Origin of the sequence: Streptococcus anginosus (genome assembly GCF_001697145.1) — a bacterium.
GTDB classification, from domain to species: Bacteria; Bacillota; Bacilli; order Lactobacillales; family Streptococcaceae; genus Streptococcus; species Streptococcus hominis.
Genome location: NZ_CP012719.1, coordinates 411,025 through 437,998, shown reverse-complemented (window position 1 = coordinate 437,998; position 26,974 = coordinate 411,025). Strand labels below are relative to the sequence as shown.

Annotated in this window: 29 protein-coding genes and 2 pseudogenes; 8 read left to right on the top strand and 23 right to left on the bottom strand. The window is 38.2% G+C overall.

Annotated elements, in window-relative coordinates; all coding sequences use genetic code 11:
* The first annotated feature begins 17 nt into the window (after positions 1-17).
* Entirely contained in the window at positions 18-677 is a 660-nt protein-coding gene (locus SanJ4206_RS02195) for a prepilin peptidase (RefSeq protein ID WP_037593429.1), read from the top strand.
* Positions 678-839: 162 nt separating this feature from the next.
* Here the strand turns inward: SanJ4206_RS02195 and SanJ4206_RS02190 are convergent.
* Positions 840-1,001 (bottom strand): annotated as a pseudogene (locus tag SanJ4206_RS02190) (tryptophan synthase subunit beta); the annotation flags it as partial.
* On the opposite strand from SanJ4206_RS02190, the pseudogene SanJ4206_RS02185 reads away from it, so the two are divergent.
* Positions 998-1,435: pseudogene (locus tag SanJ4206_RS02185) on the top strand (ISL3 family transposase); the annotation flags it as partial. The pseudogenes SanJ4206_RS02190 and SanJ4206_RS02185 sit on opposite strands and share 4 nt — an antisense overlap.
* A gap of 388 nt (positions 1,436-1,823) precedes the next feature.
* Here SanJ4206_RS02185 and SanJ4206_RS02180 read toward each other — a convergent pair.
* The 9 genes from SanJ4206_RS02180 to SanJ4206_RS02140 form a co-directional block, all read right to left on the bottom strand.
* On the bottom strand, positions 1,824-2,354 hold the full coding sequence (locus SanJ4206_RS02180; RefSeq protein WP_003028375.1) for a VanZ family protein: 531 nt from the start codon (positions 2,352-2,354) through the stop codon (positions 1,824-1,826).
* Positions 2,347-3,429: a dual-specificity RNA methyltransferase RlmN gene (gene rlmN, locus SanJ4206_RS02175; protein ID WP_022525296.1), complete on the bottom strand. Its 1,083-nt coding sequence runs from the start codon at positions 3,427-3,429 to the stop codon at positions 2,347-2,349. Before rlmN ends, SanJ4206_RS02180 begins: the two co-directional genes overlap by 8 nt.
* 33 nt (positions 3,430-3,462) lie before the next feature.
* Positions 3,463-4,026: a YutD family protein gene (locus SanJ4206_RS02170; protein ID WP_003043206.1), complete on the bottom strand. Its 564-nt coding sequence runs from the start codon at positions 4,024-4,026 to the stop codon at positions 3,463-3,465.
* A 139-nt stretch (positions 4,027-4,165) separates the two neighbouring features.
* Positions 4,166-5,221, bottom strand: coding sequence for a SepM family pheromone-processing serine protease (locus tag SanJ4206_RS02165; protein WP_003028378.1), 1,056 nt, complete (start codon positions 5,219-5,221; stop codon positions 4,166-4,168).
* Entirely contained in the window at positions 5,202-5,699 is a 498-nt protein-coding gene (coaD, locus tag SanJ4206_RS02160) for a pantetheine-phosphate adenylyltransferase (RefSeq protein ID WP_003028379.1), read from the bottom strand. Before coaD ends, SanJ4206_RS02165 begins: the two co-directional genes overlap by 20 nt.
* Positions 5,689-6,237, bottom strand: a complete 549-nt coding sequence (rsmD, locus tag SanJ4206_RS02155; RefSeq protein ID WP_176601969.1) for a 16S rRNA (guanine(966)-N(2))-methyltransferase RsmD — start codon at positions 6,235-6,237, stop codon at positions 5,689-5,691. The genes coaD and rsmD overlap by 11 nt, the downstream gene beginning before the upstream one ends.
* A gap of 190 nt (positions 6,238-6,427) precedes the next feature.
* On the bottom strand, positions 6,428-6,970 hold the full coding sequence (gene hpf / locus SanJ4206_RS02150; protein ID WP_003028381.1) for a ribosome hibernation-promoting factor, HPF/YfiA family: 543 nt from the start codon (positions 6,968-6,970) through the stop codon (positions 6,428-6,430).
* 80 nt (positions 6,971-7,050) lie between these two features.
* Positions 7,051-7,716, bottom strand: a complete 666-nt coding sequence (locus tag SanJ4206_RS02145; protein WP_003028382.1) for a ComF family protein — start codon at positions 7,714-7,716, stop codon at positions 7,051-7,053.
* On the bottom strand, positions 7,713-9,014 hold the full coding sequence (locus SanJ4206_RS02140; protein ID WP_003028383.1) for an ATP-dependent helicase ComFA: 1,302 nt from the start codon (positions 9,012-9,014) through the stop codon (positions 7,713-7,715). The genes SanJ4206_RS02145 and SanJ4206_RS02140 overlap by 4 nt, the downstream gene beginning before the upstream one ends.
* A gap of 56 nt (positions 9,015-9,070) precedes the next feature.
* On the opposite strand from SanJ4206_RS02140, the gene SanJ4206_RS02135 reads away from it, so the two are divergent.
* Positions 9,071-9,706: a YigZ family protein gene (locus SanJ4206_RS02135; RefSeq protein WP_003028384.1), complete on the top strand. Its 636-nt coding sequence runs from the start codon at positions 9,071-9,073 to the stop codon at positions 9,704-9,706.
* Positions 9,707-9,805: 99 nt separating this feature from the next.
* Positions 9,806-10,735 (top strand): cysteine synthase A, encoded by a 930-nt coding sequence (gene cysK, locus SanJ4206_RS02130; protein WP_003028385.1) that lies wholly within the window; start codon positions 9,806-9,808, stop codon positions 10,733-10,735.
* Between the two features lie 405 nt (positions 10,736-11,140).
* Here the strand turns inward: cysK and SanJ4206_RS02125 are convergent, their stop codons facing one another.
* From SanJ4206_RS02125 to SanJ4206_RS02085, 9 genes are all read right to left on the bottom strand, one after another.
* Positions 11,141-12,421, bottom strand: coding sequence for a hypothetical protein (locus SanJ4206_RS02125; protein ID WP_003028386.1), 1,281 nt, complete (start codon positions 12,419-12,421; stop codon positions 11,141-11,143).
* A gap of 77 nt (positions 12,422-12,498) precedes the next feature.
* On the bottom strand, positions 12,499-13,059 hold the full coding sequence (locus SanJ4206_RS02120; RefSeq protein ID WP_022525299.1) for a hypothetical protein: 561 nt from the start codon (positions 13,057-13,059) through the stop codon (positions 12,499-12,501).
* 75 nt (positions 13,060-13,134) lie between these two features.
* A complete protein-coding gene (locus SanJ4206_RS02115) occupies positions 13,135-13,524 on the bottom strand; it encodes a hypothetical protein (RefSeq protein WP_003028388.1) in 390 nt (129 codons plus the stop codon).
* The gene (locus SanJ4206_RS02110) at positions 13,508-16,180 is read right to left on the bottom strand and encodes a valine--tRNA ligase (RefSeq protein ID WP_157622018.1); all 2,673 of its coding nucleotides are present in this window, start codon (positions 16,178-16,180) and stop codon (positions 13,508-13,510) included. The genes SanJ4206_RS02115 and SanJ4206_RS02110 overlap by 17 nt, the downstream gene beginning before the upstream one ends.
* 1 nt (position 16,181) lies before the next feature.
* On the bottom strand, positions 16,182-17,087 hold the full coding sequence (locus tag SanJ4206_RS02105) for a hypothetical protein (protein WP_003028390.1): 906 nt from the start codon (positions 17,085-17,087) through the stop codon (positions 16,182-16,184).
* Positions 17,084-17,665 carry a GNAT family N-acetyltransferase gene (locus SanJ4206_RS02100; RefSeq protein ID WP_022525300.1) on the bottom strand — a complete coding sequence of 194 codons (582 nt, stop codon included), beginning with the start codon at positions 17,663-17,665 and terminating at the stop codon, positions 17,084-17,086. Before SanJ4206_RS02100 ends, SanJ4206_RS02105 begins: the two co-directional genes overlap by 4 nt.
* Positions 17,666-18,001: 336 nt before the next feature.
* Complete coding sequence (locus tag SanJ4206_RS02095; RefSeq protein WP_022525301.1) at positions 18,002-18,256, bottom strand: DUF1912 family protein; 255 nt, start codon at positions 18,254-18,256, stop codon at positions 18,002-18,004.
* 10 nt (positions 18,257-18,266) lie between these two features.
* On the bottom strand, positions 18,267-19,631 hold the full coding sequence (locus SanJ4206_RS02090) for a DUF438 domain-containing protein (protein WP_003028394.1): 1,365 nt from the start codon (positions 19,629-19,631) through the stop codon (positions 18,267-18,269).
* Positions 19,631-19,864: a DUF1858 domain-containing protein gene (locus SanJ4206_RS02085; protein ID WP_003028395.1), complete on the bottom strand. Its 234-nt coding sequence runs from the start codon at positions 19,862-19,864 to the stop codon at positions 19,631-19,633. Before SanJ4206_RS02085 ends, SanJ4206_RS02090 begins: the two co-directional genes overlap by 1 nt.
* A 310-nt stretch (positions 19,865-20,174) precedes the next feature.
* Here SanJ4206_RS02085 and SanJ4206_RS02080 point away from each other — a divergent pair, with 310 nt between their 5' ends.
* Positions 20,175-21,107 carry a nitronate monooxygenase gene (locus tag SanJ4206_RS02080; RefSeq protein ID WP_003028397.1) on the top strand — a complete coding sequence of 311 codons (933 nt, stop codon included), beginning with the start codon at positions 20,175-20,177 and terminating at the stop codon, positions 21,105-21,107.
* Between the two features lie 289 nt (positions 21,108-21,396).
* Here the strand turns inward: SanJ4206_RS02080 and SanJ4206_RS02075 are convergent, their stop codons facing one another.
* Together SanJ4206_RS02075 and rlmD are read right to left on the bottom strand one after the other, a co-directional pair.
* Complete coding sequence (locus SanJ4206_RS02075; protein WP_003028398.1) at positions 21,397-21,828, bottom strand: cytidine deaminase family protein; 432 nt, start codon at positions 21,826-21,828, stop codon at positions 21,397-21,399.
* Position 21,829: 1 nt separating this feature from the next.
* Positions 21,830-23,188, bottom strand: coding sequence for a 23S rRNA (uracil(1939)-C(5))-methyltransferase RlmD (gene rlmD / locus SanJ4206_RS02070; RefSeq protein ID WP_003028399.1), 1,359 nt, complete (start codon positions 23,186-23,188; stop codon positions 21,830-21,832).
* Between the two features lie 37 nt (positions 23,189-23,225).
* Here rlmD and recX point away from each other — a divergent pair, with 37 nt between their 5' ends.
* From recX to SanJ4206_RS02055, 3 genes are all read left to right on the top strand, one after another.
* Positions 23,226-24,002, top strand: a complete 777-nt coding sequence (recX, locus tag SanJ4206_RS02065; protein ID WP_003028400.1) for a recombination regulator RecX — start codon at positions 23,226-23,228, stop codon at positions 24,000-24,002.
* An 86-nt stretch (positions 24,003-24,088) separates the two neighbouring features.
* Positions 24,089-24,622 carry a nucleoside tri-diphosphate phosphatase gene (gene ntdP / locus SanJ4206_RS02060; protein ID WP_003028401.1) on the top strand — a complete coding sequence of 178 codons (534 nt, stop codon included), beginning with the start codon at positions 24,089-24,091 and terminating at the stop codon, positions 24,620-24,622.
* 119 nt (positions 24,623-24,741) lie between these two features.
* Positions 24,742-25,059, top strand: a complete 318-nt coding sequence (locus SanJ4206_RS02055; RefSeq protein ID WP_003043378.1) for a DUF960 domain-containing protein — start codon at positions 24,742-24,744, stop codon at positions 25,057-25,059.
* A gap of 128 nt (positions 25,060-25,187) precedes the next feature.
* On the opposite strand, the gene SanJ4206_RS02050 is transcribed toward SanJ4206_RS02055, so the two are convergent.
* Together SanJ4206_RS02050 and SanJ4206_RS02045 are read right to left on the bottom strand one after the other, a co-directional pair.
* The gene (locus SanJ4206_RS02050) at positions 25,188-25,559 is read right to left on the bottom strand and encodes a S1 RNA-binding domain-containing protein (RefSeq protein ID WP_003028404.1); all 372 of its coding nucleotides are present in this window, start codon (positions 25,557-25,559) and stop codon (positions 25,188-25,190) included.
* Position 25,560: 1 nt separating this feature from the next.
* A complete protein-coding gene (locus SanJ4206_RS02045) occupies positions 25,561-26,961 on the bottom strand; it encodes a bifunctional Cof-type HAD-IIB family hydrolase/peptidylprolyl isomerase (RefSeq protein WP_003028405.1) in 1,401 nt (466 codons plus the stop codon).
* Between the last annotated feature and the right edge of the window lie 13 nt (positions 26,962-26,974).

Below are 26,974 nucleotides of genomic sequence, written 5' to 3'. Positions count from 1 at the left end.
TTTGCGAATAAAAAAGTATGATTCATTTTTATTTTTTCTTGGTTGGAAGCATTGTGGCTTCCTTTTTAGGGCTGGTCGTTGATCGTTTCCCTGAACAGTCTATTCTCGTTCCTTCCAGTCATTGTAATGCTTGTGGACAGAAATTAGCACCTCGCGATTTAGTCCCTGTCCTTTCTCAGCTTATCAATCGACTGCGTTGTCGGTTTTGTCAGTCAAAAATTCCCATTCGCTACTTGATATTAGAGTTGGTAGGTAGTTTACTCTTTCTCGCAACTTCCTTAAGCTACTTAACTATCAGCCAACTTGTCTTGCTCATAATGGGAATTACACTAGCTCTTTATGATCAAAGAGAACAGGAATATCCTATCCTCATTTGGTTGTTCTTTCATCTTCTTCTCCTATTTTTGGTAGGTTTTAATCTTCTAATGATTAGTTTTTTAGCCCTTGGAATAGTAGCTTTTTTCTTTGACTTACGAATTGGCGCAGGAGACTTTCTTTTTCTATCTTCTTGTTCAACTGTTTTCAAGTTGACAGAGATTCTTTGGCTGATTCAAATTGCCAGCTTAGTGGGCTTATGTCTCTTTTGCTTCAAAAAAAGAAAAGACAGGATAGCTTTCGTTCCCTGTCTTTTGATTGGAGTGATTGTTCTGCTTTTATGCGAACTGTTGCTTCAATAAAATTAGAATAATGTCCTATCATGAGTCTGGGATGAATGTCTCCAGATTCAGCGGAGCCTCGAAACAAGAAAGCGATGATTACAATTTTCAAATTTTAGTTTTTTTACGTCATCTTCCCAGATTTCATATTTCTGTAGGTATTTGTACTCATGGGCGTCTATTTCACTCTTGATTTTTCGTGTTTCTTTTTTCTAAGTGATCAGCAATAGCGGCTACATCTTTATCACCACGCCCAGATACATTGACGATAATAATATTGTCCTTACTTAGCTGTGGCGCGCGTTTAACTGCTTCTGCAATAGCGTGGGAACTTTCAATGGCAGGACAGCCGCAAGCTTAGCCATAAGCGTTTTTACAGACCAGCCTTCCGCGCTCATTTAACCAATCAAGAGATTCTCCATCAGCTACTCAGCTATTCGGACCAACTCCGACAGCACTATGAGCTTTACCAGCTTCTGCTCTTTCACTTTCAGGAAAAGCAAGCTGATTATTTCTTTGACCTGATGGAGGAGGTTATTTCGGATGTTCACCCGATTTTTCAAACCGTCTTTCGGACTTTCCTGAAGGACAGAGACAAGATTACCAACGCCTTGGAACTACCCTACTCCAACGCCAAGCTGGAAGCAACCAACAATCTCATCAAGGTCATCAAGCGAAACGCTTTTGGATTCAGGAACTTTGACAACTTTAAGAAACGCATTCTCATCGCTTTGAACATCAAAAGAGAGAGAACGAATCTCGTCCTCTCTAAAGCTTAGCTGACATCAACCCACTACAGTTGACAAAGAGCCGAATGTAAACAACAAAATACCCCCACACAAAAACTGTGTGAGGGCGTATGAGTGCGGTGTCACCTCAGTTATGGGAAAAGTAGACCTTATCCGCATATCTCTATCTTGTCTATCAACAAGTTACACTGTAAGGTGTGCACACCGAATTTTTATTGTTTCAAATTCATATCATTTACATCAGCTCATTTCATAAATATCTACTGCTTGTTTACACCTAACACAATCTCTCTGGAAGCATCAATTTACTACTTTTCTGATGTTTGAGCATTATTATAGAGTTTTTCTACCATTCTATCAATAAAATAGTGAAAAAACCATGGAAAAGCATCCTAAATCCGAACAATGACTCTTATTTTTATTTAGAAGTCAGAAACTTATCTTTCCAATGGCTGACACAAGTTTTATACAATAGAAAAGCCAGATATCCGCCTAATGTATTTGTCCATAAATCATCTATTTCAAAAACACGATTGGCATCAATTAAAATATCTAACAAAATCTGCGTGCATTCGATAAAAAGGCTTATCACAAAGCTGACAGAGAGTACACGTTTGGTATTTCGCAAGTTCGGAAACAACCAGAGAAGCTGAAAAATTAGTGGGCTAAGCAGAAAAATATTCATTATATTTTGCACAAAAACCTTAATTAATTGAAAGAAAGAAGTAATTTGCCCAAGATTGACCAAAGAATTAAAAGGAATGAGAAGCACTACAATACGACCAAACTGCTGAATTCCTGGTGTTTCCATCCCTTCTTCTGTCACCTGAGGGAGAAAACACATTAGACATAATAATAAAATGTAGAAAATGCTTCCCCAAGTCAGAATTTTACGTCCTTTAACTGTTAATTCTCCATTGGATTGCAGCCACACTTTTAACCTAGGCATGTTTCGCAAGTGCCTTCTCCTTGTCTTTCTTCATCGTATTGGAGCGCAATTGACCGCAAGCTGCATCAATATCTGTACCATGCTCTTGACGAACAACACAGTTAATGCCATTCTTTTTCAGAGTATCGTAGAAAGCCATTACACGTTCTTTGGGACTGCGACTATATTGATCGTGCTCACTAACCGGATTGTAAGGAATCAAATTGACATACGATAGCTTTTTGATGTTTTTGAGCAATTCAGCTAATTCCAATGCCTGCTCTACTCCGTCATTGACTTCATTTAGCATGATATACTCAAAAGTAACCCTGCGGTTGGTTGTTTCAATATAATATTCAATCGCCGCAAACAGCTTTTCAATTGGAAAGGCACGATTGATTTTCATAATGCTAGAACGCAATTCATTATTGGGTGCATGAAGAGAAACAGCTAAATTAACCTGCACTCCTTCATTTGCAAAATCACGAATTTTATGTGCTAGACCGGAAGTGGAAACCGTAATGTGACGAGCTCCGATAGCCAGCCCTTTGTCATCATTGACAGTTCGCACAAACTTGAGAACATTGTCATAGTTATCAAAAGGCTCGCCAATCCCCATAACCACAATATGGCTGACGCGCTCACCTTGTCCACGCTCATCAAAATATTTTTGCACCAGCATAATCTGAGACATAATTTCCCCATTATTCAAGTCACGCTGCTTTTTAATCAGCCCGCTAGCACAAAAGGTACAGCCAATATTGCAACCCACCTGAGTGGTTACACAGACCGACAGACCATAGTGCTGACGCATGAGAACTGTTTCAATCAACATACCGTCTGGCAGTTCAAAAAGATACTTTACTGTGCCGTCAGCCGATTCCTGCACCACTCTTTGCTTTAGCGGATTGACAACAAATTCATCTTCTAACTTTGCTAATAAACCCTTTGAAATGTTTGTCATTTCTGTAAAAGACTGAACCCGTTTGCGATAAAGCCACTCCCAAATCTGAGTAGCTCGAAATTTCTTTTCTCCTTGACTTTCTACCCAGTCTATCAAATCCTGACGGGTCAAACTATAAATTGATGGTTTCATTTTCTTCCTCTCTGTTCCCATTCTCAATTTCCACTATTTTTGACGAATGACAAAATGGCGCTGGCTGCTTGTTTGTTGTTGCTTCGTTGAATTTTGCTTTCTTGCTCTTTGCTTTTGATTTTGTCGCTTACTGCGCTGGCGATTTTCTCGCTTGGGTTGCTCTTCTTTATAGGAGTGAGCTTGTTTAGAACGACGTGGCTTGTTATCACTTTCTTTCTTGTGATGTGATTTTTTATCAAACGATGCGCGACGCGGCTGTAAATTTTCCAAGACAAAATAAGCACAACCATAATTGCAGTATTCTAACAAATAATCTTCTAAGCGACTGATTTTTTCCTCGCTTTCATTTGCCTTGTCATCTTTATAAAATCCACGCAAACGTAGCTGCTCGTTCCCCCAGTCACCAACAATATAATCAAATTTTGTTAAAATATCGGAAAAACGCTGATTAAAAGCCGTTATATCAAAACCTTCCTTGAAATTATCTACCAAGTCAAATTCAATTGTCTCAGTCAAAATTTTGGTTCCTATTTGCCGAAACTCCGGTCCAGGAAATTTATTGTAATTGTATAATTCAGGTGCAATTTCTTTTCGCATAGTCATCCTTTATCATCTTATTTCTTGTATTAAACTTATTTTACCATAAAAAGAAGTGTTTTTGATAGTTGAAATAGAGAAAGAAAAAAGGAGCAAAGTCAAACTTCTATCATTAACTTGCTCTTTTATTGAACTATTTTTATGACTTCTTTGTGTTCTTGAGGTAATCAATGGCATCTTGTAAAGTTTTCACGGGTACAATTTTCATATTGGTCTTAATTTTTTTAGCAGTTTCCAAAGCGGTCTCATAGTTAGTTTTCGCTTTAGAATTAGCTTTTTTAGCTTCCTTAGTAACTGGATTATTTGGTGCAAAGAAAATTTCTGCACTATTTTTTGCTGCTGAAACAACTTTTTTGTCAATCCCACCAATGTCGCCAACTTTTCCTTCGCGGTCAATTGAGCCCGTCCCAGCAATATTTCTGCCGTCTCTCAATGTTGGATCTGCAATTTGCGTATAAATTGCCAAACTAAACATCAAGCCCGCACTTGGTCCACCAATACCGGCTGTTGAAAATTCAATTGGTGTGTTGCTTGTGACTTCTGTTCGGTCGATCAAGCTAATACCAATCCCGTTTTTCCCATTTTCAAGTTTGATGATTTTACCTGTAGCAGATTTCTTCTGACCGTCTTCTACATAGTTCACCTTGACTTTGCTGCCAATCTTTTGCGCTCCAACATAGTCTATCAATTCTTTTGAACTATTGAAAGTCTTGTCATTCACACCTGTCACAGTATCTGCAATATTTAAAATGCCTTTAAAAGTAGAATTCTTTGTGACTTGCAAGACGTAAACCCCTAGATATTTCAGAGTAATATCTTTGCCAGCTTTTTTCAACCCTTGGTATTTAGCTAGGTTTTGCGATGTTTCCATATAAAACTGATTGATCCGCATGTATTCTTTATCAGAAGTTCCGCCAGTCAACTCCTTCGCCGAATAAATATCTGTAAAAGGTGTCAACCAAGCATAAACCAAATGAGCAAAGGTCGCATGCTGAATCCCAACCGTTACAAAGTTGTAAGAACCTTTTTCCTTATCTTCTTTGTTGTCCACGCGCAATACCTGACGGACATCTGCTGCACCACCTGGCACCTCAATATAATAAGGCAAGGGAACTACAAAAGATAAGAAAAGCAAAATCAGCCCTGCTATTGCAATTATCGGCCATTTTTTAAATTTATTTCTTGGTTTTTCCATACTGTTTCTTTAACTCCTTTACGACACTTTCAGGCACATACTTTAAAATATCCTGCTCAAAGGAAATCAATTCACGAATTCTTGATGAGCTGAGATGCTGATAAGCTGGTTTGCTAATCAAAAAGATGGTATCCAATTCAGGTGCCAATTCATGATTAAAAAAGTTGAGATTCCCCTCATAATCCAAATCTTGACTATTCCGTAGTCCCCGTACAAAAGTTGTCACTCCTAGCTTTCTAGCTACTTCCACTGCCAATTCGTCATGAGAAGTAACAATTTTTACATTCTCCAAATGAGCTAGAGCAGCTGTCACCATTTTTTCTTTTGCTTCAATACTAAAAAAACTCTTTTTCTCAAGATTATAAAAAATACCAACATATAGGCAATCAAAGAGCTTACTAGCTCGTTCAATCAAGTCAATATGCCCCTTTGTAATCGGGTCAAAAGAGCCTGCAAATAATCCAATTTTATCTGACATAAACCGTCACCTTTGAAATTCCATATATTTTTTGCTTCCAGATGCCTAGTCCTGCGATTTCTTCTGGTAAATCCACCGACTTGTCTGTCTCACAAACAACCAGTACATCATCGCTCAGAAGCTCTCGTTCAACCAATTTTTCAATATCTGCAGCAATCTGTTCTTTTGCATAAGGTGGATCCAATAACACTAAATCAAACTGTCCTGTGACCAATTCAAGCGCTCGATTGGACTCCATTTTCAGAAGTTCAAATCGTTCTTTTTCCTTAGTCATGATGATATTTTGGCTGATAATCGTTTGCGCCCTGCGGTCTTTTTCAACCAAAACAGCCGAAGCCATGCCTCGCGAAATAGCTTCAATCGCTAAACTGCCACTTCCGGCATACAAATCCAACACTCGTCCTCCATCAAAATAAGGACCAATCATATTAAAGATAGCTCCCTTAACCTTGTCTGTCGTCGGTCTAGTTGTTTTGCCTTCTAACGTTTTAAGAGGACGCCCCCCATATTTCCCTGCAACAACTCTCATAAAGAATATTATAACAAAATCTCGAAAGAATGTATCAGTTTTTCTTCTGTGATAACTGTAAGTCAATTGTTTTTTTTGCTGTCCAACTTTTGAAATGCCGTTCAAACATGATGATTTTTCAATACAGTTTTTTGCAATTATCTTGAGCTGATTGCAGAGCAAATAAAAATCCCCTGATATAAATCAGAGGACTGATTGATTATCTTACTTCAAGCAAGCCAACGTCACCATCTTCACGACGATACAAAACATTGGTTGTGTTGTCTTCTACATCAGTATAGATGAAGAAGTCATGTCCCAATAAATCCATTTGAAGAAGAGCTTCTTCTAAGTCCATTGGTTTTAAATCAATTTGTTTTGAACGAACGACTTTTGCAGGTGCAACTTCCACTTCTTCAACGACAGCATCTGTAAATAACTGGCTAGTCGATTTTTTATTACGGTTTTTACGTTCAATTTTTGTTTTATTTTTACGAATTTGACGTTCAATTTTGTCTGTCACCAAATCAATCGAACCATACATATCTTGAGAAACATCTTCTGCACGAAGAGTGATCGAACCAAGTGGAATAGTTACTTCAACTTTGGCTGTTTTTTCACGATAGACTTTCAAGTTTACACGCGCATCCAATTCTTGATCAGCTTGGAAATATTTTTCGATTTTTTCAAGTTTAGAAACTACATAATCACGAAGAGCTTCCGTCACTTCTAGGTTCTCACCACGGATACTATATTTAATCATATAAGTACCTTCTTTCTAAGCATTTTTTGTTTTTCTTTATTTTATTATAACGCTTTCATTCTCTTTTTGCAAATTTTTTGTTATCTTGCCAATGAAAATGTCATAATTTCTTTCACTCCCGCTTCCACTAACATTTCCTTGGCTAATTGTAGGGTTGAGCCAGTTGTATAAATGTCATCTATCAAAAGAACTTTTGTCGGAACTTGAACATTGTCTTTTACTTTAAAACACTGCTGACTTTGCAATCGTTCCTCTCTCGTCTTGCTTGATTGAGCAATTGTATCATGCTTTTCTAAAACTTCCTTAAATGGCAACTTTGCGCCCTCAAGGAAAGCTGTTACTTGATTAAATCCTCTTGTCTGATACTTTTCGGCACTTACAGGAATGGGAACAAGCGCATAATCACGGTAAACTTTTAATTCCTTTTGCAAAACTTCAGCAAATACAGAATAAAGAGCATAATCTCCTTGAAATTTATATTGGCTGAAAAAGTCTTTCATGGCTTCGTTATATACAAAACAACTTTTATGACAAACTTCTTTTCCTTTTTCTATCCACACTTGGCAATCCATGCAGACTTCACTTGCCCCGTCACGATAACACTTCGGGCAATGCTGCCCTGAAATGCGTTGAAATTTTTCAAAACAAGTATCACAGGCTCTTGCTTTTGGCTTCGTCAAAGTCAATAAATCACAAAATGTTAGTTTTTCATCCAGTAGACTATCACATAAAACACATGAATTCATAAACCGGCCTCCTGATTCATCTCCTGAATTTCTTTAATCGCTTTTTCTATCGCCATAGTCGCACCGTCATGAAAAAAGATTAACTCGCCTGTCGGTCGATCCATACTGCGACCGACGCGTCCAGCGATTTGTACCAGAGCGCTGCGACTAAACAAACGGTGGTTAGCCTCCACCACAAAAACATCTACACAAGGAAAAGTTACACCACGTTCTAGAATTGTCGTTGTTACCAAAATCGTGATTTCTTTTTGACGAAATTTCTCTACAATTTCCAGTCGATTTTCAGTCGTCGAGGCTACAAAGCCAACTTTTTCATTAGGAAAAGTGCTTTGAAGAATCTCTGCTAATTCCTGCCCCTTTTTAATCTCAGAAGCAAAAATAAGAAGTGGAAAGCTGGTTTTTCTCTGCTTTTGAATAAACTGTCTTAACTTAGGAACTAGCTTCTTTTGACCAAGATATTTTTGAAAATCTGCCAACCAAATTTTTTGAGGAACAATCAAAGGATTCCCATGAAAACGTCTAGGTAGACTCAAACGAGTTAATTCTCCTTTAGCCACTTTTTTATCCAACTCATCTGTGGAAGTTGCTGTTAAGAAAATCTTCGTTCCCTCTACTTTAACTGCCTGATGAACCGCATGATAAAGCATCGGATTGTCCACGTAAGGAAAGGCATCTACTTCATCAACGATAAGAAGATCAAAGGCTTGATAAAATTTGAGAAGCTGATGCGTTGTAGCAATCACGAGAGGACTGCGGGAATATGCTTCTGATTCACCGTGCAGGAGTGAAATATCGCAAGTAAAATCTACTTTCAGTCTGCGATAAAGTTCTAAGCAGACATCAATTCTGGGGCTAGCCAAGCAGACGGCTCCACCTTGATTGATGACTTGTGCCACCACCTGATAGATCATTTCCGTCTTTCCGGCTCCTGTGACTGCGTGAACCAAGCTATCTTTGCGTTTGGTAACCGCCTCTACAAGTCCTTGAGAAACCTTAGCTTGAAATTCTGTCAACTTTCCTTGCCATTTCAAAACATTCGCTTTGGGAAATTCTTCCTGTGGAAAATAGTATAGTTCTTCATCACTCCTAACCCTTCCTAAGATCAAGCAAGACCTACAATAATAAGCACCAATTGGTAGTTGCTGTTTTTCTTTGTCAATGGCTTGTCCACAGCGATTACAGCTTAACTTTCCTTTCTCTTCTACCATTCCAGCTAAGCTTTGTGCTTGCAATTGCAATTCTGGTGACAATTGACTTTTTGTAAAAATACGACCTAAGCAATCTTGTAATTCCGTCATATCTATTTATTCGGAAAAACTTTGGCAAAATAAAAGTTTTTTTGTAAAATGAAGATATGGAATTTAGAACAATCAAAGAGGACGGTCAAGTCCAAGAAGAAATCAAAAAATCGCGCTTTATCTGTCATATCAAGCGTGTGACAACAGAGGACGAAGCACGAAATTTTATTCAGGCTGTCAAAAAAGAACACTACAAAGCTACTCATAACTGCTCTGCCTTTATTTTAGGAGAGCGGAGCGAAATGAAGCGAAGTAGCGATGATGGAGAACCAAGTGGGACTGCTGGTGTACCTATGTTAGGCGTTTTAGAAAATCACCAACTAACCAATGTCTGTGCTGTCGTGACGCGCTATTTTGGGGGCATCAAGTTAGGAGCAGGTGGACTCATTCGGGCTTATGCTGGCAGCGTTGCCCTAGCTATCAAAGAAATCGGAAGTGTCCACATAAAAGAACAACTTGGACTAAGGCTTACTTTTTCCTACAGTCAATATCAAGAATTGCCAAATTTTCTTAAAGCCAAACAGTTGCAAGAACAAGATACAGCTTTTACAGATCAAGTACAAACGACTATTTTCGTTGACAAAGACGATAAGGACAGCGTTATAGAAAGTTTGATTGAACTGTTCAATGGAAAAATTGACATTGTTGAGCAGGGATTGCGGAAAGTTGAGGTTCCCATTTCTTCATCCTAAATATTAAAAAAAGCTATCGACTTGATAGTTTTTTTATATTTTACAAAGACTCTTTTTCGTTTTATACTGATTGTATCAACAGAATTGAGGTATTATTTTATGGCACAAATTTATCATAACATTACAGAACTCATTGGAAATACTCCTATTGTGAAATTGAATAAGCTGGTTCCAGAAGGCGCTGCTGATGTCTATGTCAAGCTAGAAGCTTTCAATCCGGGGTCGTCTGTCAAAGACCGCATTGCTCTCAGCATGATTGAGACCGCTGAGCAAGAGGGCTTGATTCAGCCGGGTGCAACCATTGTCGAAGCAACCAGCGGAAATACTGGAATCGGTTTGTCTTGGGTCGGTGCTGCTAAAGGTTATAAGGTCGTTATTGTTATGCCAGAAACCATGAGTGTGGAGCGCCGCAAAATTATCCAAGCTTATGGCGCCGAATTGGTGCTCACTCCCGGAAGTGAGGGAATGAAAGGTGCGATTGCCAAAGCTGAAGAAATCGCCAAAGAACGTAACGGATGGCTACCACTACAGTTCAACAATCCAGCTAATCCTGAAGTACACGAAAGAACAACAGGAGCAGAAATTATCTCTGCTTTCGGTGAAAAAGGATTGGATGCCTTTGTCGGTGGAGTTGGCACAGGTGGTACAATTTCTGGCGTTTCTCACGCTCTCAAAAAAGTCAATCCAAATATACAAGTTTACGCAGTTGAAGCCGATGAGTCCGCTATCCTGTCCGGTGAAAATCCTGGACCCCACAAGATTCAAGGAATTTCAGCTGGTTTTATCCCAGAAACACTGGACACTCAAGCTTATGACGGTATTGTCCGTGTTACCTCTGATCAAGCACTTGACCTTGGACGCCGTGTCGGTGGACAAGAAGGCTTTCTTGTAGGGATTTCTTCTGCCGCAGCTATCTATGCTGCACTTGAAGTAGCCAAAAAACTAGGAACAGGTAAAAAAGTCCTAGCTCTTGCTCCAGATAACGGCGAGCGCTACCTCTCAACCGCTCTCTATAATTTTGAGGTTTAGAAATCAAGGCATATACACGTACAAACTTTAAATTTGGATTTGACAACAGTTTAAAAAGAACAGCTCAATAATAGAGCTGTTCTTTTTTGATGGGTGGGGATGGATTGTATGTTGGAAAATATCGGTAACTTTCTTATTTCAGGTACTCCACCTAAAATATATACACTAAGTAAGAACCTTTCTGACCTCGGATGTTGATGTAAGTTTTTATTAAAATCAGTAAGAAAATAGTCCTTTTGTAAATTCTTTTAAAGCGATCAACTTTTAGTTACTATCCTAAAATGTCAGAATTAAAAGAACTAGTGTACAGAAAAACTCACTTGTACTGAAAAAGTTTTTAAATAGAATAAGCTAACCTTTAAAATTAGCCTTTGTAACTAGATATTTTATTTCCTTTATAAGTAATTACAACGTTTTAGAAAGTATTTGTTTAATATCTGTACGTATCTTCTCAAAAATTATTGCTATTTCAATATCTATCTTGTCACCAGCAATCTCAACATGTTCATTTAAATATACTTCTAAATTTCTAAGCAGGAAATCACTAAAGTAATCCTCTTTAGCAAGTAAAATTAGATCATCAATATAATTTGTCATAATATTAGCATCAACTGATTTATCAAAAAGAGTACTATATTTTTCAAGAAGCGGAGTATTAGGCAGATTTCCTTTGAAATAATATCTGCGTTCCTTACTAAGCTCTGTACATTTAGTATACCAATAATCATTGAGATATTTTTTTATTACTTCTAATAACTCAATAATAATTTCATTTGAAAAATCTTTATTGTGTTCTCTTAAGTAAGTAATCGAGCTACCTAAAATCTCTCCAATACTATCCTTTTCAATGACTCCAAGTATTCCTAAATTTTTATTCCCTGTAAAAATTCTATCTGCTGCAATTGATCCTAAAATCTGAAACCTATATTGAGAAAATCGCTTCTTCGCAACTTTTTCCCAAGCCACACTATAGATATTTTGCTTGTATATCTCCGTGATCTCATCTTTAGGTTCGTAATTTTCTTTCTTCTCAATTAAATAATCTGAAAGATATGACCGTCCTAAACTTTTACTATAATTTAGATCTTCATTACCCTCAACCATACGATAATGAACCGTTATATCACCTGTGTAATATTGAAAATAGATCTCTTCGTTAAAATATGTTGTGCATTTCACTACTATCATTTCTAAATCTTTTAAAGAAAATTCATAAAGGTAATCGCCTGAGTTTTTCGTCCCTAAAATTTTAGACGTAACCTTAGCCTCTTCATCAGATAGTTTTCGTTCACAGACTAAAATATTTTCTAACGGGACATTATCTTCCATAAAAATTTTAATTTTTGCTTTTGCTGCAACATTATCTTTTTCAATTATAAAATAGGGGCGTACTGAAGCAAAACGCTTTTCTCTATTTTCGAGATACTCTTTTTCTTCACGATTATTCCTTCTTTGCTCATCCTCAAAACGTAGATTTTTTTCTTTCTCATTTTGACTATTGAAAATCAAGAAAGTTATAAGAATTGCCAAAGCTGACAGAACAACTCCATAGTAGTCCTTATTTGCTACAGATATAAAGTTATATATACTTGTAGCCAGAGGATTGTGATTTCTAAATAATGGTAAAAGAATAGCTGCTGCAATGACAAATAAATACAATAAAACTTTGAAACTCTTTTTAAACAATATCTACCCTCCTCTATTAATTTAAGTTCATTATACCAAAAAACACGACCTTTAGATCGTGAATTTCTATTATGACATTATAAAAAGGGACTTAGAATGGTAATCATATTTGCTGCAAATCCAGCTAACTCTGAAGTTGATCTCGCAACATTTTTCAAAAATTTTAGATTTTCATCAGATGGATCTTTTTCTGCTTCTAATTCTTCAAGGATCTGATTCAACACATTAAGTAATTGAGTATTATTTAATTCATCTGCATACATAAATCGCTCAGCTTTAATTTGTGCAATCGAATCACTATAAATTGTCACTTGATTAGCAGAAACTGTTACCTCACCAGCCGATACCCTAACTTGAGTGGGTTCTTTTAAATATGCTCTGGCATAATGGACACTTAAAAAACTATCGATTACTCCGCCGTCATAAAATCCATATCTTCCATTGACTACTTTATATTCGATATCATTAAAAGTGACTGTCTTTCCATGCTGACCAAAAATTAAATTGAAAGCGTCTAAAAACTCCTTCCCCCTTCTTCCTATAGGAAAATATGTATATTCAACCACAAACTGCCCATCTTCTGAGTAATATTGATTTTGATGTTTGTTTAAAATTTGATATGCAATATTTTCATCCATTTTCTAATCTCCTATAATCATTTTTATTCCATTATACCATAAAACACAGCCTTTCGACTGTGCTTATAAAATTCGCTAACCAAGTAATTTTCTAAGGGATTCCTCTGAGATGTTTTTATTAAATCTTTGCAAATCTAATCTCATAAAATTGATTAACTTTAAATATTCCAAATATTTTTGTTCATTACTTTCAGTAAAATTTATAGGTTCAATTTTTCCTGCTAATTCTACAATTTCTTTAGGAGCATAGAGAACTAATTCCTGTTTTGCAAGAATGTGTTTTTGTACTAACTGAATTTTAGTCTGCTTTTCTGGTGATAAAGTTGATAATGCGACTACTTCAAGATAATTTTTATAGACTCGTAATTTTTCATCGAACCTTTTTTGCCAAAAATATTGTAGAATTCCAAAAATTAGAGTAAATAATCCCAATAAGATTGTTATCAACTCAACTAAATTCTTCACTTACTACTCTCTCCTCCAACTTCTCCATCTCTTCAATCCGTTCTTTTGTCGCATCATACTTAGCTTGGTAGTCGGCTTGCTTTTGTCGTTCTTTGGCGACAACTTCTGGTTTGGCGTTAGCGACGAATTTTTCGTTGCTGAGTTTCTTGGCAACTATATCTAATTCTTTTTGCCATTTAGCAAGTTCTTTGTCAAGACGTGCCAATTCTTCTTCAACGTTAAGAAGGTCAGCAAGTGGCAAGAAGATTTCAGCACCTGTTATGATGCTGGACATAGCTAATTCTGGCGCCTCAATGTCAGAAGCAATTTCCAAATGCTCTGGATTGGTAAAACGCTTGATGTAGTTGACATTGGCATTGAAGAAACTTTCCAATTCTTTATCGCTGGTTTTCACCAGGATGGTGATTGGTTTGCTTGGAGCAACATTCACCTCGCTACGTGCGTTACGGACAGCACGGATAAGGTCTTTAAGACTTTCAACACCTTTATGCGCAGCTTCATTTTCAAACGTTGGGTTAACAATTGGGTAGGCTGCTGTTACAATTGAATCTTCAGAAATTTGTTCAAAGATTTCTTCCGTCACAAATGGCATGATTGGGTGAAGGAGACGAAGGATCTTGTCCAAAGTGTAAAGGAGAACAGAACGTGTGATGACTTTCTCTTCTTCGTTATCGCTGTATAGGACTTCCTTGGTCAACTCAACATACCAGTCCGCAAACTCATCCCAGATGAAGTTGTAAAGGATGTGACCTGCCACACCGAATTCAAATTTATCAAAGTTTTCAGTAACTTTGGCAATTGTTTCATTCAAGTTGTGAAGAATCCAGCGGTCAGTTACGTTACCAGCCGTACCAGCAACAACTTTTTCAACATTTGTACTAGCTTGGTCAAGCGTAAGGCCTTCATTGTTCATCAAAATGTAACGAGAGATATTCCAGATTTTGTTAATGAAGTTCCAGCTGGCGTCCATCTTTTCGTAAGAGAAACGAACGTCTTGACCTGGGGCAGAACCGTTTGACAAGAACCAACGAAGCGCATCAGCACCATATTTTTCGATAACGTCCATTGGATCAATACCGTTACCAAGTGATTTAGACATTTTACGTCCTTGTTCGTCACGGATAAGACCGTGGATAAGTACGTTTTCAAATGGACGACGTCCTGTGAATTCCAATGATTGGAAAATCATGCGTGATACCCAAAAGAAGATGATATCGTAACCAGTTACCAGTGTAGATGTTGGGAAGTAACGTTTGAAGTCTTCTGAGTCTGTGTCAGGCCAACCCATTGTGGAGAATGGCCATAGGGCTGAACTGAACCAAGTGTCAAGCACATCTTCATCTTGAGTCCATCCGTCACCTTCTGGAGCTTCTTCACCAACGTACATGTCACCTTCAACATTGTACCATGCTGGGATTTGATGCCCCCACCAGAGCTGACGAGAAATAACCCAGTCATGAACATTTTCCATCCATTGAAGGAAAGTATCGTTGAAACGTGGCGGGTAGAATTTCACTTCGTCATCTGTGTCTTGATTGGCAATAGCATTTTTAGCTAATTGATCCATTCTAACGAACCATTGTGTTGACAAACGTGGTTCAACCATAACACCCGTACGTTCTGAATGACCAACAGAGTGTGTCATTTTTTCAATATTAACAAGGGCACCGATTTCTTCCAATTTTTTAACAACGGCTTTGCGAGCTTCAAAGCGATCCATGCCAGCAAATTCACCAGCAAGGTCGTTCATCGTACCGTCATCATTCATGACATTAACTTGAGGAAGATTATGACGCTGACCAACAAGGAAGTCATTAGGGTCGTGAGCTGGAGTGATTTTAACCACACCAGTACCGAATTCAGGGTCAGCATGTTCATCAGCCACGATTGGAATAGGTTTATTGACAATTGGCAGGATAACATTTTTGCCAATCAAGTCTTTGTAGCGAGGATCTTCTGGATTGACAGCGACAGCCGTATCTCCAAACATAGTTTCAGGACGAGTTGTTGCCACCTCAAGAGCGCGTGATCCATCTTCCAACATGTAATTCATGTGGTAGAAAGCACCTTCGACATCTTTGTGGATAACTTCGATATCAGAAAGAGCTGTACGAGCTTTTGGATCCCAGTTGATGATAAATTCACCACGGTAAATCCAACCTTTTTTATAAAGTTCAACAAAGACTTTACGAACCGCTTTTGACAATCCTTCATCAAGGGTGAAACGTTCACGAGAGTAATCGACAGAAAGCCCCATTTTACCCCATTGCTCCTTGATAGTGGTAGCATACTCGTCTTTCCATTCCCAGACTTTATCTAAGAATTTTTCACGACCAAGGTCGTAGCGTGAGATACCATCTTCAGCAAGACGTGCTTCAACTTTTGCCTGTGTTGCAATCCCCGCATGGTCCATACCAGGAAGCCATAAAGTATCAAAACCTTGCATACGTTTTTGACGGATAATAATATCTTGCAAAGTCGTATCCCAAGCGTGACCAAGGTGGAGTTTCCCAGTTACGTTTGGTGGTGGAATCACGATAGAGTAAGGCTTAGCCTTCTTATCTCCAGACGGCTTGAAAACATCCTCATCTAACCATTTTTGATAACGCCCAGCCTCAACCTTAGCTGGGTTATATTTTGGTGAAAGTTGTTTCATTTCAATTCTCCTTTTTATTATAGTATTGTTCTATCCTTTTTATTGCATCTATATAATCTAATTCCAAATTTCTATACCCTGTTAAATATTTGTAAATGTAACAAAAAATAGGGGAAATTAATAGTAATATTAGTCTATTTGTTAAAAAATTTGCATGAATCCCAAATATTGTTGGTACATTTATAAGTTTATTCCCTAAAACAATGATATGAATAATGCAACATACATATGGCAACCAAAATTTTATGTATAAGCTTAATAGAATACGTAATTTACTCCCATTAATTTTATTAATATAAATTTTATCTAAGATGCTTTTTTGCTTAATTGTGAAGAGTATTAAGATAGGAAATAATAATATTAGGCCTAATTTTATTAAAATAATTAAATTTTCATATTTTATCCCTAACACATAATCACAAATATCAAAAGTTATAAAACTATATAAAATAAACAATATTGTTACAGCATTTAAAAAAATTAATATAACAGTGCTATAGTTATTTCTCACTTCAGACTTACTTCTCTCCCAATCATATTTCAAAAGTAATTCAATAAAAGCAGACAATTTATTATAATCAATATTCTGTTCCTCTTTGTTCAGCTCATTCCAAATATATCCATCCTTCATATAATAACTATATTGGCCTTTACAATCACAATTAATTCCATATGGATTTAATTGTGTCTTTAATTGCTCAATAGCACAAGATTTTTCCCTTTCTCTATCATCGTTTAAGTTAACTATTACAGATTTCAATAATTTTCGCCACTCTGAACGTTCCCTTGTTATAAAATCTAAATTATTCCTTTTGTTAGCTTGAACAAATGCAAATATCGTACTTATAATTGTACTTACTCCGACAGCACTTATAATAGATATTATCTGATCCATACTTAACTTCATTCTTTCTCCTCCCACTCACTCCTCAGCAATCCATAACGCAATAAATCACAACGTTGTCCTTGTGCATCTTTGCGGTCACGGACGCGAGATTCGAGGGTGAAGCCAAGTTTTTCAGCAATACGCTGGCTTGCTTTGTTGTATCCATAACATTCAATTTCGATTTTGTGGAGATTGAGTAGGGTAAATCCAACTTCCAACAGCGCACGCGCAGCTTCTGTCACGATCCCTTGCCCCCAATAATCTGGGTGAAGCAAATAGCCCATTTCAAGAACATCATCAGCATGGCGCTTATTAAAATCAATCGAGCCAATGACTTTATTTGTCCCTTTTAAGCAGATACCATAACCAGACGGTATTTTTTGCTCAATCCAGCGTTTGGGCATAATGTTTTCGAGATAATTTTCCTCTTCTTCCACGCTTTCCGCAGGTGGAAAACCAGCTGGCCAAGTCACTTCTGGTAAGCTCGCATAAGCAAATATCTCTTTAGCATCTGAGACTAGACGTTGGCGCAAATACAGCCGTTCTGTCTCAATATTAGGAAGTTTATTGTCTTCAATTTGACCTAAGATATTTATCATAATTCCTCTCCCCGTTCCGCTTATAAAAATTCGTCCCTGCCATACATGACAGGGACGAATCTCTCCGCGGTACCACCCAATTTCGGGCAGATGCCCGCAACTCTGATCTTCTTGTTTATCTTTTATTACATCGTTAGCTCGCTTAGGCGTACGCCAGTACAGCCCGTAACTCACTGCCTAGTCCTAAAAGTAAACAAAAAGACACCATTATTTCAATTTTAGCCTTAGCAACCAGTTTTGACATTTGTGCGGATTTCTCAGCAACACCGCTTTCTGTGACAAATGGGATTCAAAACACCTCTAATGCATTTAGTTTAACATGTTTTCTAGAGAAAATCAATAATTTCTCTGTCCAAAAAGTCCATCTGGTAGGTCATGAAATCCCTTGCCCTCTTGATAATTGGCAAATTTCCCCAATAGAAACTGATAGGCATCTAGGCGGCTCTCATAACGAATCGCAGCTTCTTTAGCGCGTTCATCTTTATCTTCCTCATAAACTTTCTGACTTTCTTCAAGAGCCATTTCGTTGATAGTCACCTGAGTTTTGACCCAAGCTTCAAAATCCTTTAAAAATTCCTGTTCGTACGTCATCATATTCCTTCTAATCTACTCCTCGGTAGAAATCTTCTTCAATATCACGGAAAGGCTGAATATCTTGGACATATTCCAGCACACCTTGAAATTCTCCTGCTTTATCTCTCACTGCTGCATACGTCACATGGACAAATTTTCCCCGCGACTCAGACTTGAACCACATAACAAACTTGTCTCGCTTACCTTCGCGCAATTCCTTAAAAATAAAGCGAACTTTCTCCAAAAACTTAGGCGGGTGGCACAGCTCGACATTGCGCCCCACTTGACTCGGCGTCCGTTTAAAAATCATCTCATCAGCTGGCACACTGTCATTGTAGTACTGGAAAATATCCTCCTTATTGACAAAGGTAATCTCCATCGGCAGATGATTCAAGATTAGATTTGCCTCTTCCACTGACAAATAGCCATGTCCAAAAGACTGTTGGGTCTGTCGATCAAAATTGTTTTCTGCCTTTTTCTTTTTTGGCTTAAAAGAAATGGTGACCTGCCCATCAGGTGTCTCAATGACCTGCTGAATAGTACCGTCTGACACAAGCTCCTCACTAGCTGCCGCTTCGCTTTCAGTCTTCTCAGCAGCCTCTTTTTCTGCCTCCGTGAATGATTGGCGAGCTGGCATCCATTTCTCAGCCGGCTTGATAATCGCATAGCCGTAAGCATCACTTTCTTCTGCAATTTTCAGCCAATCGTCCTGTGTGAAGGATTCCAGCAAAATCATAAGCAAGATGGATTCTTCCTTGAAAATCATCGCTTCAAACTCAGCCGCAAAATTTTCAAATGTTGCTCGAGCTTGCTCGATACCTAGGTTAGACAAATCTTCAGCAGCGGTCTTTGCTTCGCAAAAAAGCTCTCGAATCTGGTCGTCCACACCCCACATGACTTTGGGCGGTGAGTCATGACCGTATTTCTCCATAATCGGAAACATCAGCTCTTCCTTGCGCTGATAATGAATGTCAAATTGACCGACCAAGCCCAGCTGGCGCATCAGTCCCTTTTCCAACTCTGTCTTCATTTCTGCCTCATCTGTTTGAGCATAGGTATCAAGGAGGCGCCGAATCCGCAACAGAGCAGCTCTAAGAGCTAGATTTTCCTGCTTAAAAATTTGAACTGGATGCCCTGGATGATCTGTGTCAGCCACTTCTACATTTTTCACTGCTCCCTTAAAAAAATTCGCATGAACATTGCAAAGCGACATAACATCCTCAAAGGTCACACCCGTATCCGAGTTCATCAGTTCGTGCTCCATAAGACTGATCTCAATAGCCGAAACGCCTGTAAAATGCTTGTTAAACTGCTCTTGAACCTCTTCTGCTGTTGCACCATGATGCAAATCCAGCAAAATAGATTTCAAAATTTCAATTCGTTCATCTGCCATTAGTCTAGCCCCACGACTTCATAGCCATTTGCTTCCAATGTCATGACAATTTTATTCATAGGGGTTCCCTCTAACTTAGAGCCTTGCTTTAATGACACCTTGCGACCAACCGTATTGCGCATGATTGGATTGGCAAGCGGTTTAAAACCAAGCTCCACCAAAATTTCTAATACTTCTGGGTGCTTGTCAACTACTTCTGCCACAGGAATGGAGACATCAATGATATTGTCCATTTCTCACCTCATGATTCATTTTCTATCATTATAACATAAAAAATTAGTTACTCTCTAAGTAAAAGCAAAACTCTCTTTATCTTTAGTTGATTCCATTTTTCTGAATTAAGTATCTATAACTATTTTTAATATAGTATAAGTAATTATTATAATAAAACGATTCTTTATTTTTCACAATTAAAATAATTGATAAATCCTCTCTTCAAAGCAAAATATTTCACAAACAAAAGAAAAGTTATTAAATCACAGATTTGAAAACGCTTTTATAATCGTGATATAATAATTTTAAAAATAGGACTGAGGAGATAGTATGTCTATTACAACTTTATTAAACATTAAATATCCAATTTTTCAGGGTGCTATGGCGCAAATTTCTCACTATCCATTGGCTGCTGCTGTTTCAGAAGCAGGTGGCTTGGGGATTATCGCTTCAGGTGGCATGACTGGCGACCAATTACGCGACGAAATTCGTGAATTGCGCAAACTCACAGACAAACCATTCGCTGTTAACGTGATGCTGATGTTGAAAAACGTTGAAGAGCTTGTGAATGTTATCATCGAAGAAAAAGTTCCTGTTGTGACAACTGGTGCTGGCACCCCTAAATTCATTCTGCCCGCTCTCAAAGAAGCAGGTATCAAGGTTATTCCGGTCATTGCCAGCGTGAAACATGCTAAAAAAATGCAAGAATTAGGTGTTGACGCTGTTATCGCTGAAGGAGCTGAAGCGGGTGGTCATATCGGTAGCACCAATACTATGGCTTTGCTGCCACAGATTGCTGATGCGGTTGATATTCCCGTGATTGGTGCAGGGGGTATTGCAGACGGTCGTGGACTTGCTGCTGCTTTCGTTTTAGGCGCACAAGGAGTTCAACTCGGCACGGTATTTCTCGCGTCAGAAGAATGCCCAATCGCTGAAAGTTATAAAGAAGCCGTTCTCAAGGCAAATGATACAGATACAGCTGTCACAGGTAGGAGGGCGGGTGCCCCCGTTCGTTGTATTCGAAACGAAATGACAGATCATTATATAGAACTTGAAAATAAAGGTACCAGCCGTGAGGAACTGGAAGAGATTACTATTGGAGCTCTCTCAAAAGCTGTATATGACGGAGATACTAAAAGCGGATCCATGATGTGCGGTCAAATTGCTGGTATGATAAAAGAAATCCGACCATGCAAAGAAATCATTGAAACAATTGTCTCAGATGCACAAAAAGTATTGGAAAATACAGAGATTTCCTTGTAAAATAAAAAAACTTGTAGAGATTGTTTTCTACAAGTTTTTCTATTGCTGAAGTAGTTGAAAATATTTGCGTTTCATTTTATTACTCAACTTCTGTCGCCTATTTATCATCTGCTTCAAACTAGACTCACTCATGAACAAGTCATTCTATCCCATTTACCAAACGCTATAAAATATCAATAGTATTGCTAAAGGATACCTTCTTTGCAATTTTTACATCCTGATCCTTTGAACTTTCGTTGTTAGGAGGCGCCTTGCATATTATTCTAACATACAGTAAAAGTGCTTCATATCATTTTCCGTCATTTTCAGCACGTTCTTGTCCCCACCAGTAAGGCATGAGTTCTCCCAAAGTAATCGTTTCTCGTTTTTCAAAATCCAACATAAACTCCAGATGACGATTTTCAGGATTCAACTCCATTAGAAATTCTCTACACGCCCCACAAGGCATACCAGAACCTCCGCCATAAGGCGGTTTATCACGAAAAGCCAATACTCGTTTCATTTTTGTCTGTCCAGAATACTGATACATATTAAAAGCTGCTGCCCTTTCAGCGCAGAGATGAAAAACACCACAGGTTCCTTCAAAGCAAAAGCCGGTATAAATCTTTCCATCCTCTGCTTCAATAGCTGCTACAACATGATTAGCGTACACAAAGGGCGATACCTCATGCGGATCATAGAGCTTCTTGGCTTCTTCATACATTTTTTTCCAAATATCCATTCTAATCCTCTTTCTTTACCAACTTCACTACAGCCTCGGTCCTGGCTGTGTGTGGAAACATATCCACAGATTGAATATAATGAACATCGTAAACCTTGCTCAATTGCACCAAATCTCTAGCTAGAGTAGAGACATTACAGGAGACATAAACCATTTTCTTCGGTGCATAGCGAACAATCGTTTCAAGCAGTTTTTCATCCAAACCAGTCCGTGGCGGATCCACAATCAAGGCATCTGCTCGATAGCCTTCCTTATACCAGCGAGGAATAATACTTTCAGCAGTCCCAGCCTCATAATAAGCATTGTCAAACCCCATTTTCTTGGCATTTCGCTTAGCATCCTCAATAGCTTCTGGTATAATATCCATGCCGCGAAGAGATTTCACTTTTTTAGCAAAAGCAAAGCCAATCGTTCCCACGCCACAATAAGCATCAATCAAACAATCCTCTGAATCGACATCCAGAGCCTTAACTGCTTCATTGTAAAGCACCTCTGTTTGCTCTGGATTGAGCTGGTAAAAAGCTCTAGGCGATAAGGAAAACTCGTAATCCAAAACACCTTCCTGAATGGTCTCTTTTCCCCAGATGATCTCCGTCTTGTCTCCATAGATTTCACTTGATTTTGTCGTATGGTAATTGACCGCTACTGTTTCTAACTCTGGAAATTCTGCTGTCAAATCGCGAATGACCGGAGAAAAGTCCAACTTCTTTCCCGTGACAAAAATCATCTGCACCTGACCTGTTTTCCGAGCTCGGCGAATCATAACTGTCCGAACGCCGGCATTTTTTCGCTCATCATAAATAGGAAAATTGTACTTCCCCAAAAGGAGAGCCACTTTATTGATGATTTTCTGCGTTACCTTATCCTGAACCAAACAGTTTTTCAAAGAAATCAGATAATGAGAATTCTGCGCATAAAGACCCGCTTTTACATCTCCCTTAAATTTCCGTGTTTGAAACTGCAACTTCGCTCGATAATATTGAGGTTCTTGCATACCAATCGTTGGACGAATCTCGTAGTTTTTATAACCTTGAGGTGCAAATTTTTTCAAAGCCTGTCGCAGCAAATCAGCCTTAAATTCTAACTGTTTGTCATAATGCAAGTGCATAATCTGGCAGCCCCCGCATTTTTCATAAATCTCACAAGGAGGCTCTACTCGATACTTGGAGCGTTTGTTAATCGTCAACAGTTTTGCTTCGACAAAATTACGCTTAACCGTCGTGATTTGACAAAAAATATCCTCACCTTTTAAAGCACCTGGCACAAAGACCAATGTCTTTTTATAAAATCCAATCCCTTCCCCGTTGATTCCCATTTTTTTGATTTTCAAGGGGATTTTTTGTTTTACTTTCAGATTCATAAGCCTATCTTACCATATTTTGAGGTATAATAGAATCATGAAAATTACAAAAATTGAAAAGAAAAAGCGGCTTTATCTCTTAGAGCTGGACGAAACGGAAAAACTGTATGTCACCGAAGATACCATTGTTCATTTTATGTTGTCAAAAGGTATGAACATTACTGAGCAAGATCTGAAAGAAATCCAAGAATATGCTCAATTTTCTTATGGAAAAAATCTGGCACTGTATCATCTTTCTTTCAAGCAGCGTACTGTAAAGGAAGTCAATGATTATTTGCGCAAGCACGACATGGAAGAGGAAACGATTGTTCACGTTATTGACAACTTAAAAAAAGACAACTGGCTAGATGATGCCAAATATACTCATTCATTTATCCATTCCAATCTTCTCTCAGGAGACAAAGGTGCGTATGCGCTCAAGCAAAAGTTAATGCAAAAAGGAATTGCTGCTTCTATCATTGATGATGAGTTGCATCAACATGATTTTACAAACCTAGCAGAAACAGTTGCTCAAAAATTACTCAAAAAATATCAAGGGAAGCTCCCGACAAAAGCACTTCACGATAAAATCTTACAACAGCTCATCAATAAAGGCTTTTCCTATGAAGAAGCAAAAATAGCTTATCAAAGCCTTACCATAGAAAACGATGACGAAAAACAACAAGAATTGCTTTACAAAGAATTAGACAAACAATACCGCAAGTATTCCAAAAAATACGACGGCTATGATTTAAAGCAACGCCTTACTCAAGCACTCGCACGCAAAGGCTTTGATTTTTCTGATATTGCGAGCGCTCTCAAAGAATATCTATAAAAAATGTAAGGTTTATTTATGTTTTTTCATGAAAATATGTTACAATAAAAGCGATAACCTGATAAATTGTAGAAAGTTGGTAGATTATGAAGCTTCCAAAAGAAGGCGACTTTATTACAATTCAAAGTTATAAGCATAATGGAAGTCTGCACCGCACTTGGCGCGACACCATGGTACTAAAAACAACTGAAAACGCCATTATTGGTGTCAACGACCATACCTTGGTCACAGAAAGTGACGGGCGGCGTTGGGTGACACGTGAGCCAGCTATTGTCTATTTTCATAAAAAATATTGGTTTAACATTATCGCTATGATCCGCGAAAATGGGATTTCCTACTATTGTAATCTAGCCAGCCCCTATTATCTTGATGCAGAAGCATTAAAATACATAGATTATGATTTAGACGTCAAAGTCTTCACCAATGGTGAAAAGCGATTGCTGGATGTAGATGAATACGAGCGCCACAAACGGCAGATGAGCTACTCCAATGATTTAGATTACATTCTCAAAGAAAATGTAAAAATCTTAGTAGACTGGATTAATAATGAGCGTGGACCTTTTTCACAGGCCTATGTCAATATTTGGTACAAACGTTATGTAGAGCTAAAGAATCGCTAAAGTTGTCAAGGGACCTCTGGTCCTTTTTGATTTTCAAAGAACAATTTCTTGCAATTCAAGCTTATTTTATGTATCATATAGAAAATACTTTGATGAATGAGCACAGAAAGGAAGAAACAATGGCTTTTACAAATACACGTGGACGTTATGCCAGCTTTGGCGTTGTAACAAGTTTGCCAGATGACATTATTGATTCTTTCTGGTACATCATTGATAATTTTTTAAAAGGTGTGTTTGAATTAGATGAACTTCTTCGATTCGAACTCATCAACCATCAAGGAAAATTAACATTTCGATTTTCCGAAGCAAGTCTGTCAACTACTGTCTCTTTTGATTTTAATGACGCTTTCGATCCATTTTTTCCACGAGAAATCTTTGTGACTGACAATAATGGCAAAGAAACCATCATGCTGCCAGATGAATATGCTTTAATGTGATAGTGGTTTGAACAAAGAATACAGAATTGATATCCACCTGAAAATGTATGAGAATAAATAACCCCCTCAATAAGATACAATGCTCTCTTATTGAGGGGGTCTTTTATATGAAAATATCACAATTCTTGTCATTTGGTTTCTTCTTTTGATTGATTCAGAAAATCCATTGCTTCCTTGGTCCAAGTCGGCAAATTTTTAGCGAGCGGTGCAAAACCAATCTTGTAACGGTCATTTGAAAAGCGATGGCGTTTAGGTAAATGATGCTTCTCTTCTTCCAGAGTTCTCATTGACAAACTAGCCTTGCCTGAAAATTCATCATAGTCCATCACTTGCACCAAGACCTGATCGTCAACATGCAGAATTTCATGGATATTTTCGATATAGCCTGTCCGAATTTCTGAGATATGAATCAATCCCATGGCACCCGTTTCTAGTTCCACAAAAGCACCATAAGGCTGAATACCAGTAATTCGGCCTTTTAGTTTTTCACCAATTTTCATCTCAATCCTCAATTTCAATGGTTTCAATCACGACATCCTCAAGCGGTTTATCCATTGCACCAGTTTCAACTGCCGCAATCTTATCTAACACTTGATAAGAAGCCTCGTCTAGCAATTGACCAAACACAGTATGCCGGCGATCCAAATGCGGCGTTCCACCTTTGCTTGCATAGATTTCAGCAATCGGTGCTGGCCAACCACCTCGTTCTAGTTCCTTTTGGGCATAAGGAATCTTGCTATTTTGCACGATGAAAAATTGACTGCCATTTGTATTTGGACCTGCATTGGCCATTGAAAGTGCTCCACGGATATTATACAATTCTGGTGAAAATTCATCTTCAAACTTTTCTCCATAAATAGATTCGCCACCCATACCCGTACCAGTTGGATCACCACCTTGAATCATGAAGTCCTTGATAATCCGGTGAAAAATGATTCCATCATAGTAGCCATTCTTTGACAAAGCGATAAAATTAGCCACTGTCTTCGGTGCCTGTTCTGGAAATAATTGAAATTTCAAATCACCGTGGTTGGTTTTAATAGTCGCTTTCGGTCCTTCTGCTGTTTCCATCGTTACTTGTGGAAAATGCAATTCTTTTTCTACCATTCCTAACTCCTCTAAGGCATAAAAAATGCCGTCTTCTTCTACTGTTTTTGTCACAAAATCAGCCTTTGCTTTGATCTTTTCGTGGGAAATGCCCATAGCAATACTGATACCTGCATAATCAAACAATTCTAAATCATTAAGCTCGTCTCCGAAAACCATGACATTTTCAGGTTTCAATCCTAGATATTCTGTAACTGCTGCAACTCCAGATGCTTTTGAACCATTTGTTAGAACTACATCTGATGAATGCGGATGCCAGCGAACCAAGCGCAGATGTTCTCCCAAGTCTTTTGGTAATTGCAAACTATCTCCGATATCTTCAAATGTCCACATCTGATAAACATTGTGGTCTTGATAAAAATCCGGCTGAATAGGTAAATCAGGATACACAATATCAATCGCTTCATTGATGAGAGGTGTCCGTGTCGAAAGAGCGGCTTGATGGCTACCGACAAGTCCAAAGTCAATTCCAATTTTCTTCGTCCACGCAATGTATGCCTCCACCATTTCCTTGGGAATGGCATGCTGGACAACTACATTTCCTCTTTTATCCTCTACATAGGAACCATTCAAAGTGACAAAGAAATCCGGCTGCAATGCTTTCCGCTCTGGCACTACACCAAAAATCCCTCTCCCTGAAGCAATTCCTGTCAAAATTCTTTTTTCTTTTAGCTGTTTAAACACCGTTTTGATAGAGTCCGGAATATAGCCAGTATCTTTCACTCGCAACGTATCATCAATATCGAAAAAGACGATTTTGATTTTCTTGGCTTTATACTTTAATTTTGCGTCCATAATCTCCCTCTAG